We start from the raw sequence: 14298 nt of genomic DNA on the forward strand, positions 1-14298 counted from the left end.
AATTTCAATCTATTTGAAAAAGCCCCGGCAAAAGTAGTAGTACTTAGCCGGGGCTTCTTCTTTGCCATTAGTTACGCTGCTCTACATATTCCGGCGGTATTGTCCGCCGACCTGGTATAGCGCCGCTGATAACTGCCCCAGAGAACATACCCTGGTTGCCTGCATCAGGCTTTCAAACAGGTTCCCATTGGAAAGGGCGGCCTGCTGCAACTCTTTCAGCTTACGCTGGGCCTCCTCCCGGTTTTTTTCCTGAAAAGCTTTTCGTGAGGCTACCGCATACTGCTTTTCTTCCTCCGATGCCCGAATTACTTCCCGGGGTGTAATCGTGGGAGAGCCTTCCGGGTCCAGAAACGTATTAACACCTATCAGAGGCAAAGTACCGATGTGCTTCTGCATTTCGTAGTACATTGACTCATCCTGAATCTTGCCGCGCTGGTACATCCGCTCCATCGCTCCAAGTACCCCACCCCGTTCATTTAGACTCAGGAACTCCTGGTAAACAGCCTCCTCCACCAGGTCGGTTAGTTCCTCCACTACGAATGAGCCCTGCAACGGATTTTCATTTTTAGTCAAACCAAACTCTTTATTAATAATCAACTGAATGGCCATGGCCCGCCTTACGCTTTCTTCGGTTGGAGTGGTAATGGCTTCGTCGTAGGCATTGGTATGGAGCGAATTACAGTTATCATAAACAGCCAGGAGGGCCTGTAGGGTAGTACGAATATCGTTAAAAGCGATTTCCTGCGCGTGCAGGCTGCGGCCGGACGTCTGGATATGGTATTTGAGTTTCTGACTGCGGTCATTGCCCTTGTACTTATGCTTCATGGCTTTGGCCCAGATCCGCCGCGCTACCCGCCCGAGGACGGTATATTCCGGGTCCATTCCGTTGGAGAAAAAGAAGGAAAGATTGGGGGCAAAATCGTCGATAGGCATCCCCCTCGACAGGTAGTACTCCACAAAGGTAAACCCATTGGACAGCGTAAAGGCCAGCTGGGAGATAGGATTAGCCCCCGCCTCGGCGATGTGGTAACCCGAAATGGACACCGAATAGAAGTTTCGGACCGAATTCCGGATAAAGTACTCCTGAATGTCACCCATCATCCGGAGGGCAAACTCCGTAGAGAATATACAGGTATTCTGGGCCTGATCTTCCTTTAAAATGTCGGCCTGCACCGTACCCCGCACCTGCCGCAACGTATCAGCCTTTATTTTTTCGTACACCTCGGCGGAAAGTACCTTGTCGCCGGTGGTGCCCAGCAGCAGCAGCCCCAGGCTGTTGTTACCTTCGGGTATGGTACCCCGGTACCTAGCTGATTCGGGGGTTTCAAATGGTTGTAACCAACCTTCTTTTATTCCCTGCTCCCTGCCGCCCCGTTCGTTGATGTACAACTCACACTGCTGGTCAATGGCGGCATTCAGAAAGAAACCCAGCAACATGGGCGCGGGACCGTTTATAGTCATGGACACCGAGGTACCAGGGTCACAGAGGTTGAAGCCACTATAAAGTTTCTTGGCGTCGTCGAGGGTGCAGATACTCACGCCGGAGTTGCCCACTTTCCCGTAAATATCCGGCCGCGGGTCGGGGTCTTCACCGTATAGCGTCACCGAATCGAAAGCCGTGGAAAGGCGCTTGGCGGGCATCCCCTGCGATACATAATGGAAACGCCGGTTGGTACGTTCGGCGCCACCTTCGCCGGCAAACATCCGGGTTGGGTCTTCGGAGGCCCGCTTTAGGGGGAATACCCCCGCAGTGTACGGAAACTCGCCCGGCAGGTTTTCGGTCAGCAGCCAACGCAGCAGGTCACCCCAGTCCTGGTAGCGCGGCAAAGCCACCTTGGGTACTTTCAACTTTGACAAGGTCTCCACGTACAAATCCTGCTCAAAAATTTTGCCCCTGACCTGGTACTGGTACTTGTCCTGCTTATATGTGTTCACTATGTCGGGCCAGTCGTGCAGTAATTTCTTGGTTTCGTGGTGCAACCGACTTTCCAGCTCCGTCTGAATCCCTTTAAGTTCGTCAATAGTACCTGACTCCCCGGTTCCTTCCACCAATTTCAAAACGCCATCCAGCTGATACAACTGACGGGCCAGGGTAACCTGTTCTTCTACGAATTGCTGGTAGGTACGGGCATTTTCAACAATTTCGGCCAGGTACCTTACGCGCTCCGGCGCTATGATTGAAGCCTGGGCAGAGGTAATCAGAGAGCTGCTATTCTTTCCAAACACTGTACCCTGCTGCCAGCTTTCCTGCTCGGTTTTTTGGGCAATCAGCTCCATTAGTTTTACGTACAGGGCATGCATGCCGCTGTCGTTAAATTGGGCGGCAATGGTACCATACACAGGTAAGGATTCCTCCTCCGCCTCCCAAAGATTATGGTTGCGCCGGTATTGTTTGCGGACATCACGCAGGGCATCCAGTGAGCCCCGTTTATCAAATTTGTTGATGGCAATCAAATCGGCAAAATCCAGCATATCTATCTTTTCCAGCTGGGTAGCAGCCCCGTACTCGGCCGTCATTACATAAAGGCACAGGTCGGCATAGTCGGTTATTTCGGTATCTGACTGCCCGATCCCCGACGATTCCAGCAGAATTAAATCAAAATGCGCCAGCCGACACACGTCAATGGCGTCACGGACGTGGCGGCTGAGACTCCGGTTGCCACCCCGGGTAGCCAGGGACCGCATGTACACCCGCCCCCCGTGCAGCTCGGGGTTGAGCGAGTTCATCCGGATTCTATCGCCCAGTAAGGCCCCTCCGGACCGGCGTTTGGTGGGGTCCACCGAGATAATGGCTACGGTTTTATCCTGAAAATCCATGAGGAAACGGCGGATGAGCTCATCAACCAGGGATGACTTACCGGCACCACCCGTACCCGTAATCCCAATTACGGGTACCTGCGCTTCGGCCAGCAGCCCGGAGGTAATCTGGTGGAACCGTTGGGACTCGTTTTCGGCTTCGGAAATAAGGCGGGCTATGAGTTTGGCATCCCGGGTTTGGGGTAGTTTTTTAAGCTGTCCGTTCAGTTCCCAGAGGCGCGTCGGGAAATCACATTGCTGAATGAGGTCATTGATCATACCCTGTAGCCCCATCCGGCGGCCATCGTCGGGTGAATAAATGCGGGTGATACCGTAGGCGTGGAGTTCTTCGATTTCGAAGGGCAGAATGGTACCGCCGCCGCCGCCAAACAACCGGATGTATCCGGCCCCCCGCTCCTGTAGCAGGTCATACATGTACTTAAAAAACTCCACGTGCCCTCCCTGGTAGCTGGTGACCGCAATACCCTGTACATCTTCCTGAATAGCGGTTTCAACAATTTCGAGCACCGAGCGGTTGTGGCCCAGGTGAATTACCTCGGCTCCGGAGGACTGCATGAGGCGCCGCATGATGTTAATGGCGGCATCGTGCCCGTCAAAGAGACTTCCCGCCGTTACAATGCGTATAGGGTGGGTGGGGGTATAGGTTATAGCTGGGGAAGGGTTCATACTTTTAAAATTACGTTGAATAGGGTGAGGTACTGGCTAACCCGAAAATTTATTTTTACATTTATTGGTAAGAACCTGAACCTGAATACTTAGGTTTAGTAAAGTTTTGTCTAAAAACGTTTTATGCACGTTTTTTGCTATTTGTACAAGAACCCACTGAAAAAATTCCCTCTACCTGAAAGTAAGAAAAATTATGAGCAAGATTGGAGACAATCCGAAAATTAAGCTTCTTAAGAAAAATGCCCGGCAAAGAAGCCTGCTGGAAAACCTTGAGACAGATGTATCGTCCTACGGAGACATTCACGACCTGATTGACAGTGAATCGTTTGACTACTCCATTGAAGAAAAAAAGGACATCAGGCATCTCAAAGGAAAGTATGAACGGTACCGCCTCGATGCCACCAAAAACGTGGTTTACAAAGATATTCTGACTATTCAGCCCGACGGTAAGGTCATAATCAGGTCCCTGAAAAATATTTATTCCGGGGTTGCCAACTACCTGCTGAACGCTACCCTGCACATTAGCATAAACATGCAGAACGAGGTAACTCCCATTGCTATGAATATGCTTATGTTTGTGGGGCGCAATGACAAGGAGGATATACAATGTATGCACGCCTTGTGCCTGACTACCAATGCTGACAACCAGGCGGCGGTCCAGCACGAGTTATTGATACCCATTCTAAAGCAGGAAACGACAACACTGCCGCAGCGTATTGTCGTTGATTCCCTAGATTTTTATAAATTAAACTACCGGTTACCGGAGTTGATGCGGAGCCTGCAGCAAAGAACCGTTTCGGTACCTACCAAGGTAGACTGGTAGAGACCCGGGTAGGTACTTTACTAATTGGACCGGCCGTCGTCATGCTTTTTCAGTCGCTGTAAGAGCATGTCGTTAAAGGTACGTTCGGCTTTGTAGAGTTCCGCCAGCTGATTAGCCGACAGGACTTTCAGGAACCGCGACTGGTACTCTTTTTCCAGATCCAGTTCTTTCTGTTTGAGTTCCTGTACCTCTTTCAGGTTGGCCAGTACTTCGTCATTGGTAGTACCGGCCTGCCTTTTTTCCACAATAATTTTACGCTGCTGACGGTGTATATCCCGGCGTCTCTGTGAGTATTCATTATAAACCGGCCAAAACTCCGTAGACTGCTCCGAAGTCAGGTTCAGCCGGTTGGTGATAATGGCGGTTTTGGCATCCTGAATACGTTGCATCTCCTCCCGCGGAGGGCGCTGGGCCCAGGAAGCCGTAGCCGAAAGTAGCGATACCAACCCAATCAGGATGAGTCGGCCGCAGCGCGTATTTAGGCGAAATGGTTTCATTTTTTATCGTTTATAAGGTAGTATTTTAAATTGCATCTAGAACCGGAGCCGTATCAATCAACTGCTGACGAATAACTTCTTCATCCAGCCCGTCGAGGTAATTCAGAATAGTGGAGTCGGTAGCAAAGGCCCCCTGTACTACCTGGTGCTCGCTCAGGTCATAGTAGCTGATATCCTGCTGCCCGAGGTACTCGATTATGGCTTCGTCGCTTATCTGACTGAGCGGCTCCTGCCCCAATGGGCCCTGGGTTTCGGGGTAAGTCACCCACACCAGAACCATGATCAGGCTGAGCGCCCCGGCCAGCACCACCGAACGCTGCCACGACCAGCTGATAAGCGGACGGGCACGCTCCGGCTGTACCGGTATACGGGCCTGGATATCCGAAGGTAGTCGTTCAAAGTACCCTTCCGGTACAGTGAATGGCACATTCCGTTCCAGATCATCGAGTCGTATGCGTTTGTCTTTCATGACTTTATTATAGTTTCAATCCTTTGCAGGTAAGACATAATAAGTTCCCCAAAGGTTTAATCGGTGTCGTTTAAAAAGTCTTCTATTTTTTTAACTGCCCAGTGGTAGGAAGCTTTCAAGGCCCCCACCGAGGTACCTGTTATCAGGGAAATTTCTTCGTAAGGCAGGTCTTCGTAGTACTTCAGGTTAAACACCAGTCGCTGCTTCTCGGGTAACTTAAGGAGGGCTTTCTGCAATTTTAACTGTACCTCATCGCCACTTATGCCCGGGTCGGCTTCCAGCTTGTCGCTCAGCTCGCCTTCGACGTCATTAATAGGTACAAAGAAGCGACGGCGCTTTTTATTGAGAAAATTAATGGATTCGTTGCTGGCAATACGGTACAGCCAGGTGTAGAGTTTGGCATCACCCCGAAAATTTTCGAGGGCGGTCCAGGCTTTTATGAATACTTCCTGCGTAATATCATTGGCGTCGTCGTGGTCCACCACCATTTTCCTGACCAGCCAATACACTTTTTGCTGGTACTTGCGCACCAACATATTAAACGCGTTTCGGCGTGTCTCCGGATTTCTATATAATTCTAATAACTCTTCGTCGGACATGCAATCGGCAAGCTGAACTATTCAGTTGAAAGTAAAAATAAGTGGTGAAAACGGTATTCGCTAATTTGGACCCAATACAAAAACTGCGCCTGCCCCTATCGCCTTCACCACTTACCTGTGCTTTTACTTTCTTGAGATAGCCCTTTTGGCGGCAGCTACGATATCTTCGGCAGTCAAGCCGTATTTTTCCATCAGCTGAGCCGGGGAACCACTTTCGCCAAAGCTGTCGTCAACGGCTACGTATTCCTGGGGTACCAGTTTATTCTTAATCAGTACCTGCGCTATACTGTCGCCCAGGCCCCCAAGGCGGTTATGCTCCTCGGCCGAAACGGCGCAGCCGGTCTTGCCAACTGATTGTATAATAGCCTCTTCGTCCAAAGGTTTAATTGTATGAATATTAATGATTTCGGCGCTGATGCCCTCGGCTTCCAGTTGTTCACCCGCCTGTATGGCTTCCCATACCAGGTGCCCGGTCGCGAATATGCTCACGTCGGTACCTTCACTTACCATCCAGGCCTTGCCAATTTCAAACTTCTGGTCGGGATCGGTAAAGATAGGTACTACCGGCCGGCCGAACCGCAGGTATACCGGTCCGTCGTGTTCGGCGATAGCGATGGTGGCTGCCTTGGTCTGGTTAAAATCACAAGGATTTATGACCGTCATGCCCGGCAACATTTTCATCATCCCCAGGTCTTCCAGTATCTGGTGAGTAGCTCCGTCTTCACCCAGCGTAAGGCCGGCGTGGGAAGCGCAAATCTTTACGTTTTTATTCGAGTAGGCTACGCTCTGACGAATCTGGTCGTAAACCCGGCCCGTGGCGAAGTTGGCAAAGGTAGTGGCATAGGGGATTTTTCCGCCGATAGTAAGGCCGGCCGATACGCCAATCATGTTGGCCTCGGAGATACCGCACTGGATAAACCGCTCCGGATTTTCCTTAATGAAGGCATCTAATTTCAGTGAGCCAACCAGGTCAGCACACAGGGCCACAACATCAGGATTTTGCTGACCCAGCTGCTGCATACCGGCCCCAAAACCCGAACGGGTGTCTTTTTTCTCGGTAAATGTATATTTTTTCATTGGGAGTATAGTATTTCAATTTATATAAGTATTTGTGGCGATTATTTTTAATTTTTGAATTAAGTACTTCGCACTAGGACAGTTGGGATGACTCGCTGCATTTTCGACTGAGAATCCATATTTTATCATACGCGCAGTGAATGTGTCTTTTACGCCAATACCTCTATTCTGTTTTTGCAAAAATATATTTTTTAAGGTATCAAAAGGCGAGTTTTCTTCTTCTGGCTTTTCAAACAAAAAATTCTCCTTTAGAAGAATGCTTAGCGTTTCAATATCCGATAGAAACCATGATTCAATTTTCCTAACTGCAACGATGATAACTCTATCCACACCCGTGGTTATTCTGTTTTTGGTGATAGTTATACAGGCATCTTCATCCAAATCTGTTAGTACTATTATCTTTTCCGCTCCATTAGCTTTTAATAAGTCTAACGATTCTCTTAAATTTTCCGGCAGTAAATTCCCACTGCCTTTACTGTCAATGACAGGTCTGATACATTCGATTTTCAGGCGGAGAAGCAATTGCTGGAAGTTAGCTGATTCAATAATCTTCCTTTCGGTTTTGCCTTCGCAAATAAAGCCAACTTTCACCATGGAAGTCCTGCATCAAGAGCATTGGTGAGCCAGGCTTCATCGGCCTTTAAACCAAAGAAATCTCCTTTCTTAAGTTGCTTTACACGTGTTGCTCCCTCCTGTTTATCTACTAATATTAGTTCCTCTTCCCGCAGTTGTCGAACTAGCGTTTGAGAATGCGTATTTAGCCAGATATAATGCCCCCGCTCTTCGCATTTATTCCGAAAGAATTCAACAAACGCCTCAATGGCGTAAGGAGTAAGCCCATTTTCGGGTTCTTCAATACACAAAAACTGGGGACTATCTGACTGTAAGACCGCTGTTAACAAACAAAGGATATTATAGGAACCATTAGAAATCAGATTTTTCCCATAGGGCCTCGAAGTACCTTTTTCGTAAAAGAGAAGAGTGTCTGTACCTCCAACATTATCCGTATAAACTTCAATATTCTCAAATTCAGGAATAAATAGTTGTAGGTACTCCACCATCTCTTCCCTCTTTCTCTCATCCTGCAACAGACGTTTAAGTACCTTTTCAAGGTTAGACCCATCCAGTGCCAGGTTCAAATTATCTTTTATTAAGAATTTTACTTCCTTTCTGTTACCTATAAAGATTCTTGAAAATGCCCTTAACCAAAAGTTATTAATATTATTATGCTCTGGATTGTTGAAATCATGATCCCTCCCAAGCTCTCGCCCCCAGATTGGAGACTCACTAAAATCATATGATGTAATATAGGTACCTATAGTATCTAATGTTAGCGCTACCTCAATAGTTGAATCACTTGCATTCTTAGAAAGTAAGTCCTCTTTGCTGCCGAATAATCTTTGGTAAAGTCCTGGACTAGCTATTGATGCTGCATTGAATTCTAAAGCCTCAAAGATATTTGACTTTCCTACTCCGTTGGCTCCCACAAAAACCGTAAAGGTATTAGGCTCGTCAATTTCCAGATTGACGAGTGACTTGAAGTTTTTGATATGTAGCTTTTTCAACTTCATTTAAGTAGGCCTTTCATGCTTTACTTACATATTTGACCTGCAGTACATGATTATTTAGCTTTTAGTAATCGCCCAAACTTTCGTCCAGCTGCGCCAGGGCGGCCGCCAGTTGCTCATCATTGGGCGCTACGCCGTGCCACTTGTGGCTTCCCATCATGAAGTCCACGCCGTAGCCCATTCCCGTATGCAACAGTACCATCACCGGCTTACCGTGTCCGGCTTTGCTTTTGGCTTCGGTTAATCCTTTCAGAACCGCGGCCATATCATTTCCTTCCACGATTTCCATTACTTCCCAGCCAAAGGCTTTGTACTTCTCGCCCAGGTCGCGGTTATTCATGACCTTCACGGTAGGGCCGTCGATCTGCTGGCCGTTCAGGTCAATGAAGGCAATGAGGTGGTCAACCATGTGGTGCGGGGCAAAAGTAGCCGCTTCCCAAACCTGGCCTTCCTGCTGCTCACCGTCGCCCATGAGGCAGTAAACCAAATGGTCGTCGCCGTTTAGCTTTTTAGCCATAGCCGCGCCAATGGCGACAGACATACCCTGCCCCAGCGAACCGGAGGCAATGCGAATGCCGGGCAGACCTTCGTGCGTAGTGGGGTGTCCCTGCAGGCGGGAGTCCAGCTTGCGGAAGGTAGCCATCTCTTCCGCCGGGAAGTACCCTTTACGCGCCAGCACACTGTACCATACGGGCGATATATGTCCATTAGAAAGGAAGAAAAGGTCTTCGCCGGAACCATCCATGTCAAATACTACCTTGCCATCCGCTTCCTTAAGCTCCATCCGCTCAAAGTACAGGGCCACCAGCAAATCAGTACAGCCCAGCGAGCCACCCGGATGCCCCGACTGGCAGCTGTGTACCATCCTGACGATGTCCCGACGTACCTGGGAGGCTATTTTTTCTAATTGTTCGATTTCCATCTAGGTAAAAAAGAAAGTTAAAAAATTGTATGTAGTTAGATCGCCTGGTTAGAAGTACCTCTAGATTTATTCTCCCAGAATCTGACCGGCGTGGTTTTTGGTATCAACCTTTTGAATAATTTCTTCAATGACACCCTTTTCATCAATGATAAAAGTAGTACGGGTTATTCCCATAAAGGTACGGCCGTACATGCTTTTTTCACCCCAAACCCCGTAGGCTTCCACCATCTGGTGGCCGGTATCAGCCAGCAGCGGAAAGGGCAGGTCAAACTTCTCGGCAAACTTCAGGTGCGACTTTTCGTCGTCCACACTTACTCCCAGTACCGCGTAACCCCGCGCCTGCATGGCCTGGTAGTTATCACGGAGGCTACAGGCCTGGGCGGTACAGCCGGGGGTGTCATCTTTGGGGTAAAAATACAGGACAATTTTTTTGCCGGAAAAGTCGGAAAGTTTTACGGTGTTACCATGCTGGTCTTTGGCTTCAAACTGGGGAGCCGGTTCACCTTGCTGTAGAGTCATTGCTATCTTCTTTTTCGGGTTGAAGCTTTTTTTACAACGGGTTCTGCGATATTGGTCCGCAAGATAGTACTATTTCCTGCTTTGTCCTTTACTTCCAGCACCAACTCCCCCTCAAAGGGCTTGCTTTCGTCCAGTTTCTCCGACCAGATATAGCGGCTCTTGTATTCATAGTTCATTAGGACCCACTCACCGTTTACCTGAGCCCGGAACGAGTCAATCCCCGACATACTATCACCGATAAAGGCCCTGATGCGGTTTTTACTGTGCTCTACCAGCCGTACGTTGGGAGGGGTAAGGTCGGTCTGCAAAATAAAAGTACCCAGCTCACGCGTCTGAAAAGTAACCCGGTCGCCCTGCCAGGTACCTCCCACGTAACTATATCCGCCTTTGTGGTACCGGTACACCTGGGTTCGTTCCTGATTGGTTTCGGGTCCATCGGGCCGGTAGGTTACCCCTATGTAATAGCGCAGGGGAATCTCCGGCTCGTTGATTGTAAGGGTATTATGGCTTTGACGAATGGCCAGATGGAGCGTATCAAACAAACTGGTCGTATCAAATTTTATGGTCCAGCGGTCGGAGGTATAGGTAACCGGCTGACCGGGCAGGATACTCGCTTTGTAAGAAACAGGTACCTCCTTGTCCCCTACCTGTACTGAGTCGGGCAGGTACTTGCGGAGATCGGTCAGGAAAACAGCCGCTCCGTTTATATAGTAGGCGGGCTCTTCCTGTACCCGGCGCCGGTCGGAGTAGAAGTTGGCAAAGGGTTCGGGGCTTCGGTACCCCTGGGCGGTAACTTTCAGTATGTTTTCCTGGGCATCGGTCACTATGGCTACCGGAGCGGCTTCGGTAGTAGCCGCCGGTGTTTCTTCCGCCGCCGACTCGCCCCTGATTGTAAAGCTCAATTGTGACCAATTCTCGAAGGAGTCAAATATCTTGATGCTTACCTCGTGCGTCAGGGTATCCCGAATCTGAAGCTTCCCCCGGTAGCTATCGGTTTTAAAGATTTCAAACAGGTTTCCGTCCGGATGGTAAAGCTTGTAAAAACGCGCGCCGGTTTCCTGCTCGGTTCGGTAGTCAATCAGGTTGTTGTAGTCGCGGGTTGAAAGGCTCGGAAACTTCTCCATGTTGTAGGCGAATATCTCCCTGCCGTCTACTTTTACTTCAATGCAATGCAGCCCGTACCGAAAGCCGGTACCCGACATAAAATCGTAGGCCTGAAGTTCAAGACCGATTTCCCCCGTAGCCCGGATCGTCTGCGGAATGCGGTAGGTACCATTGCTCTGCCGAATGGGTTTGTAGGTTTGCCGGTCAAAGCGGCCGTTGACCCGCGAGTCAATCTTCATGGGACGCAGGGCCAGGTTCAAAAAGGCGGGTGAAGTGTTATCGCGAATTTCCTTAAAGCCAAAAAACAGCGGATTGAGGTAGTTGTTCTGGGAGTCCCTGATTTCGAAGTGCAGGTGCGGACCACCCGACCCGCCCGTGTTTCCCGACAGGGCCATCACTTCCCCCTTTTTAAAGGTAATCTGCCCGGGTTCAGGATACAGGTCAATGGTGAAGCTTTGCTTTTGGTACTGCTGTTCGCGTACATAGTCGGCCAGTTTTTCGCCGAATTTCTGCAGGTGACCGTACACGGTCGTGAGGCCGTTGGGGTGGCGGAGATAAATAACGTTGCCGTAGCCGGTACCCTGCACGGCTACACGGTATACATACCCTTCGGCCGCAGCGTGCACCGAAAGCCCCTCCCGCTGCTGGGTCCGGATATCCAGGCCACCGTGGTAGTGGTTGGTGCGCAGGTCGCCCAGGACTCCCGCCAGGCTGTTGGGCTGACCGGGCATGATCGGGAACATGAAATAATCCTTGGCGTAGGATTGTTTCTGCGCGGTTAAGGTAAAAGGTACTAAACACACTAACGCTACTAAAAATGCAATTCTCCTCACGAACCAGACGTATTATTTTCCTAAAAATTAAATTCTGAAACCAAAACGACTCTTTTCTTATTTTACATCCAGTTCCAGCATGGTTTTTCCTTCCATGGAGGCCACCAGCCGGTCGCCGGGTTGAACGGCAGCAACCCCTTTGGGAGTACCGGTAAAGATAAGGTCTCCGGTTTTCAGGGTGAAGTACTGGGAAACAAACGAAATCAGGTAGTCGATGCGGTAGAGCATCATGGACGTATTACCTTCCTGGCGCGTTTCACCGTTCACCTCCAATCGGAAATTGAGGTCCTGCAGGTCAGCGTAGTCAGCTTTGGAAACAAAGTTCGATACCGGCGCTGAACCGTTAAACGCCTTGGCCAGCTCCCAGGGTAAACCTTTGTTTTTCAACTTCGACTGCAAATCCCGAGCAGTAAAATCAATACCTATACCAATTTCATCGTAGTACTTATGGGCAAATTTTTCCTCGACAAACTTGCCCATTTTATTTATCTTCACCACCACCTCTACTTCGTGATGAACATCCTGCGAAAACTCCGGGTAGTAAAAAGCCTCGCCTGGTTGGAGCAGTGCCGTATCAGGTTTCATAAATATAACGGGGGCATCCGGCTTTTCGTTGTTCAGCTCCTGTATATGCTCAGCATAATTACGTCCTACACATATAATTTTCATGAAAGTACTCTGGGTTTAAGTAGTGGAAGTAAAGGGATCAAACAGCTGGGCAAAGCTACTTATGAATAGCCATAGTGGCATAATTATTTTTATTTTTCTTGACAGCCAATGGGCATTTATTTAGAATCAGGCCGCATTTTTTTCGATTATTCGATCATTAATCACTCATTTCTATGAAAAGAATCTTAATTGCCGCTTTTGCTTCTCTGTTATTTGTGGGAGCTTGCCAGCGGGTACCTTTATCGGGTCGTAATCAACTTATGCTGGTAAGCAGCAAAGATTTACTTCCTATGAGCTTTCAGAGCTACCGCGAGTTTCTGGACACCAGCCAGGTTGTTCGCTCGGGCAATCAGGTACAGCAGGTGCGGCAGGTAGGTCAGCGAATCCAGAGAGCAGTAGAAGATTATATGCGGGAAAACAATCATATGGAGCTCATTGAAGGGTTTCAGTGGGAATTCAATGTAGTAGACAACCCGGCCATAAATGCCTTTTGTATGCCTGGCGGCAAGGTAGTATTCTATACGGGAATCCTGCCGATTTGCCAGAATGATGATGGAATTGCCGTGGTAATGGGGCACGAAATAGCCCACGCCATTGCCAGCCACGGGGCCGAGCGCATGAGTCAGGGGCTGGTGTCACAGGGGGTACTTACGGCCGGACAGGTAGGCCTGGGCGTGGCCATGTCAAACAAACCCCAGCAAACGCAGCAAATCTATAATACCATTTATGGAGTAGCGGCACCAGCGGCAACAGCCATTGGTTACACGCTACCCAATAGCCGGAATCAGGAGTCGGAGGCTGATCACCTCGGACTTGTTTTTATGGCCCGAGCCGGGTACAATCCCGAGGCCGCCGTGGCCTTCTGGCAGCGCATGGATCAGGCCGACAAAGGCCAGCGTCCGCCGCAGTTCCTGTCCACGCACCCTGATCCCAAAAACCGCGTAAGCAACATTCGCCGGTTACTGCCCAAGGCCCAGAAAGAATTTCAGGCCAGCCGGTAGCCGCTGATAATCAACCAGAGAGAAAAAGTAACCAATGACCACCCGTTCGGGTGGTCATTTTTTTGCGCCAAAGGCTACAATTTTTGGGATAAGGATCGTTATTTTTGAAACAAATCACTCCGCTGATCCATGCAACAACCCGTTACGCTACCCTATTGCCTGCTGCTTACCGCTCTGTTTTTTTCCTGCGAAACCCTGCATAAAACGCCTGCTTCCCGTAGTACCAAACGGCCAGCCACCACTACATCGGCCCGGAAGCCGCCTTACTCCAAACCGACAACCGCCCCCACCCGGCCGCGCCCAGCCGGTCCCTACGACCAGAATGTCAGGGACATTGTACGGGTGGCGCGAACCTACACCGGTACTCCCTACCGCTCCGGCGGCAACGACAAGGGCGGCATTGACTGCTCAGGCCTGATTTGTTCGGTTTATACCGAAGTAGGTTTTAAAGTACCCCGAATTTCGTGGCAGCAGTCAGAGTTTGGACGGGAAGTACAGCAGGTAGCGGATATTCGTCCGGGCGACTGGTTGTTTTTTGTACCTGACGCCGGAAAAGAAGGGTACGTGTCCCACGCGGGTATTGTGACAGAAGTACGGGGCCGACAGGAGGTTTTATTTATTCACGCTTCCTCTTCCCGTGGCGTCCGTGAAGACAACCTCTATTCCAACTACTTCAAAAACCGATTCGTGAAAGCGATACGCCCTTTTTAAGTTGAGTTATCTTTACAATCAGG

14 protein-coding genes are annotated in these 14298 nt (G+C 49.6%); 3 read left to right on the top strand and 11 right to left on the bottom strand.

Going from position 1 to position 14298, the window contains the following annotated elements:
* Positions 1–81: 81 nt before the first annotated feature.
* A complete protein-coding gene (locus tag VGN67_RS19100) occupies positions 82–3483 on the bottom strand; it encodes a methylmalonyl-CoA mutase family protein (protein WP_327488489.1) in 3402 nt (1133 codons plus the stop codon).
* Between the two features lie 193 nt (positions 3484–3676).
* Here VGN67_RS19100 and VGN67_RS19105 point away from each other — a divergent pair, with 193 nt between their 5' ends.
* On the top strand, positions 3677–4306 hold the full coding sequence (locus VGN67_RS19105; protein ID WP_327488490.1) for a hypothetical protein: 630 nt from the start codon (positions 3677–3679) through the stop codon (positions 4304–4306).
* Between the two features lie 20 nt (positions 4307–4326).
* On the opposite strand, the gene VGN67_RS19110 is transcribed toward VGN67_RS19105, so the two are convergent.
* From VGN67_RS19110 to VGN67_RS19155, 10 genes are all read right to left on the bottom strand, one after another.
* Complete coding sequence (locus VGN67_RS19110) at positions 4327–4803, bottom strand: hypothetical protein (RefSeq protein WP_327488491.1); 477 nt, start codon at positions 4801–4803, stop codon at positions 4327–4329.
* A 25-nt stretch (positions 4804–4828) separates the two neighbouring features.
* The gene (locus tag VGN67_RS19115; protein WP_327488492.1) at positions 4829–5272 is read right to left on the bottom strand and encodes a hypothetical protein; all 444 of its coding nucleotides are present in this window, start codon (positions 5270–5272) and stop codon (positions 4829–4831) included.
* A 56-nt stretch (positions 5273–5328) separates the two neighbouring features.
* A complete protein-coding gene (locus VGN67_RS19120; RefSeq protein WP_327488493.1) occupies positions 5329–5871 on the bottom strand; it encodes an RNA polymerase sigma factor in 543 nt (180 codons plus the stop codon).
* A 123-nt stretch (positions 5872–5994) separates the two neighbouring features.
* On the bottom strand, positions 5995–6948 hold the full coding sequence (locus tag VGN67_RS19125; protein ID WP_327488494.1) for a transketolase family protein: 954 nt from the start codon (positions 6946–6948) through the stop codon (positions 5995–5997).
* A 15-nt stretch (positions 6949–6963) separates the two neighbouring features.
* Positions 6964–7542: a hypothetical protein gene (locus tag VGN67_RS19130; protein WP_327488495.1), complete on the bottom strand. Its 579-nt coding sequence runs from the start codon at positions 7540–7542 to the stop codon at positions 6964–6966.
* On the bottom strand, positions 7536–8519 hold the full coding sequence (locus tag VGN67_RS19135) for an AAA family ATPase (RefSeq protein WP_327488496.1): 984 nt from the start codon (positions 8517–8519) through the stop codon (positions 7536–7538). Before VGN67_RS19135 ends, VGN67_RS19130 begins: the two co-directional genes overlap by 7 nt.
* 61 nt (positions 8520–8580) lie before the next feature.
* The gene (locus tag VGN67_RS19140; protein ID WP_327488497.1) at positions 8581–9438 is read right to left on the bottom strand and encodes a transketolase; all 858 of its coding nucleotides are present in this window, start codon (positions 9436–9438) and stop codon (positions 8581–8583) included.
* Between the two features lie 66 nt (positions 9439–9504).
* Positions 9505–9957, bottom strand: a complete 453-nt coding sequence (bcp, locus tag VGN67_RS19145; protein WP_327488498.1) for a thioredoxin-dependent thiol peroxidase — start codon at positions 9955–9957, stop codon at positions 9505–9507.
* 2 nt (positions 9958–9959) lie between these two features.
* Positions 9960–11864 carry a M23 family metallopeptidase gene (locus tag VGN67_RS19150; protein ID WP_327488499.1) on the bottom strand — a complete coding sequence of 635 codons (1905 nt, stop codon included), beginning with the start codon at positions 11862–11864 and terminating at the stop codon, positions 9960–9962.
* 87 nt (positions 11865–11951) lie between these two features.
* Positions 11952–12563, bottom strand: a complete 612-nt coding sequence (locus tag VGN67_RS19155) for a fumarylacetoacetate hydrolase family protein (RefSeq protein WP_327488500.1) — start codon at positions 12561–12563, stop codon at positions 11952–11954.
* A 173-nt stretch (positions 12564–12736) separates the two neighbouring features.
* On the opposite strand from VGN67_RS19155, the gene VGN67_RS19160 reads away from it, so the two are divergent.
* On the top strand, positions 12737–13564 hold the full coding sequence (locus VGN67_RS19160; RefSeq protein ID WP_327488501.1) for a M48 family metallopeptidase: 828 nt from the start codon (positions 12737–12739) through the stop codon (positions 13562–13564).
* A gap of 129 nt (positions 13565–13693) precedes the next feature.
* On the top strand, positions 13694–14275 hold the full coding sequence (locus tag VGN67_RS19165; RefSeq protein ID WP_327488502.1) for a C40 family peptidase: 582 nt from the start codon (positions 13694–13696) through the stop codon (positions 14273–14275).
* Positions 14276–14298: the final 23 nt, after the last annotated feature.

Source organism: Telluribacter sp., from assembly GCF_035998675.1.
GTDB lineage: Bacteria > Bacteroidota > Bacteroidia > Cytophagales > Spirosomataceae > Telluribacter.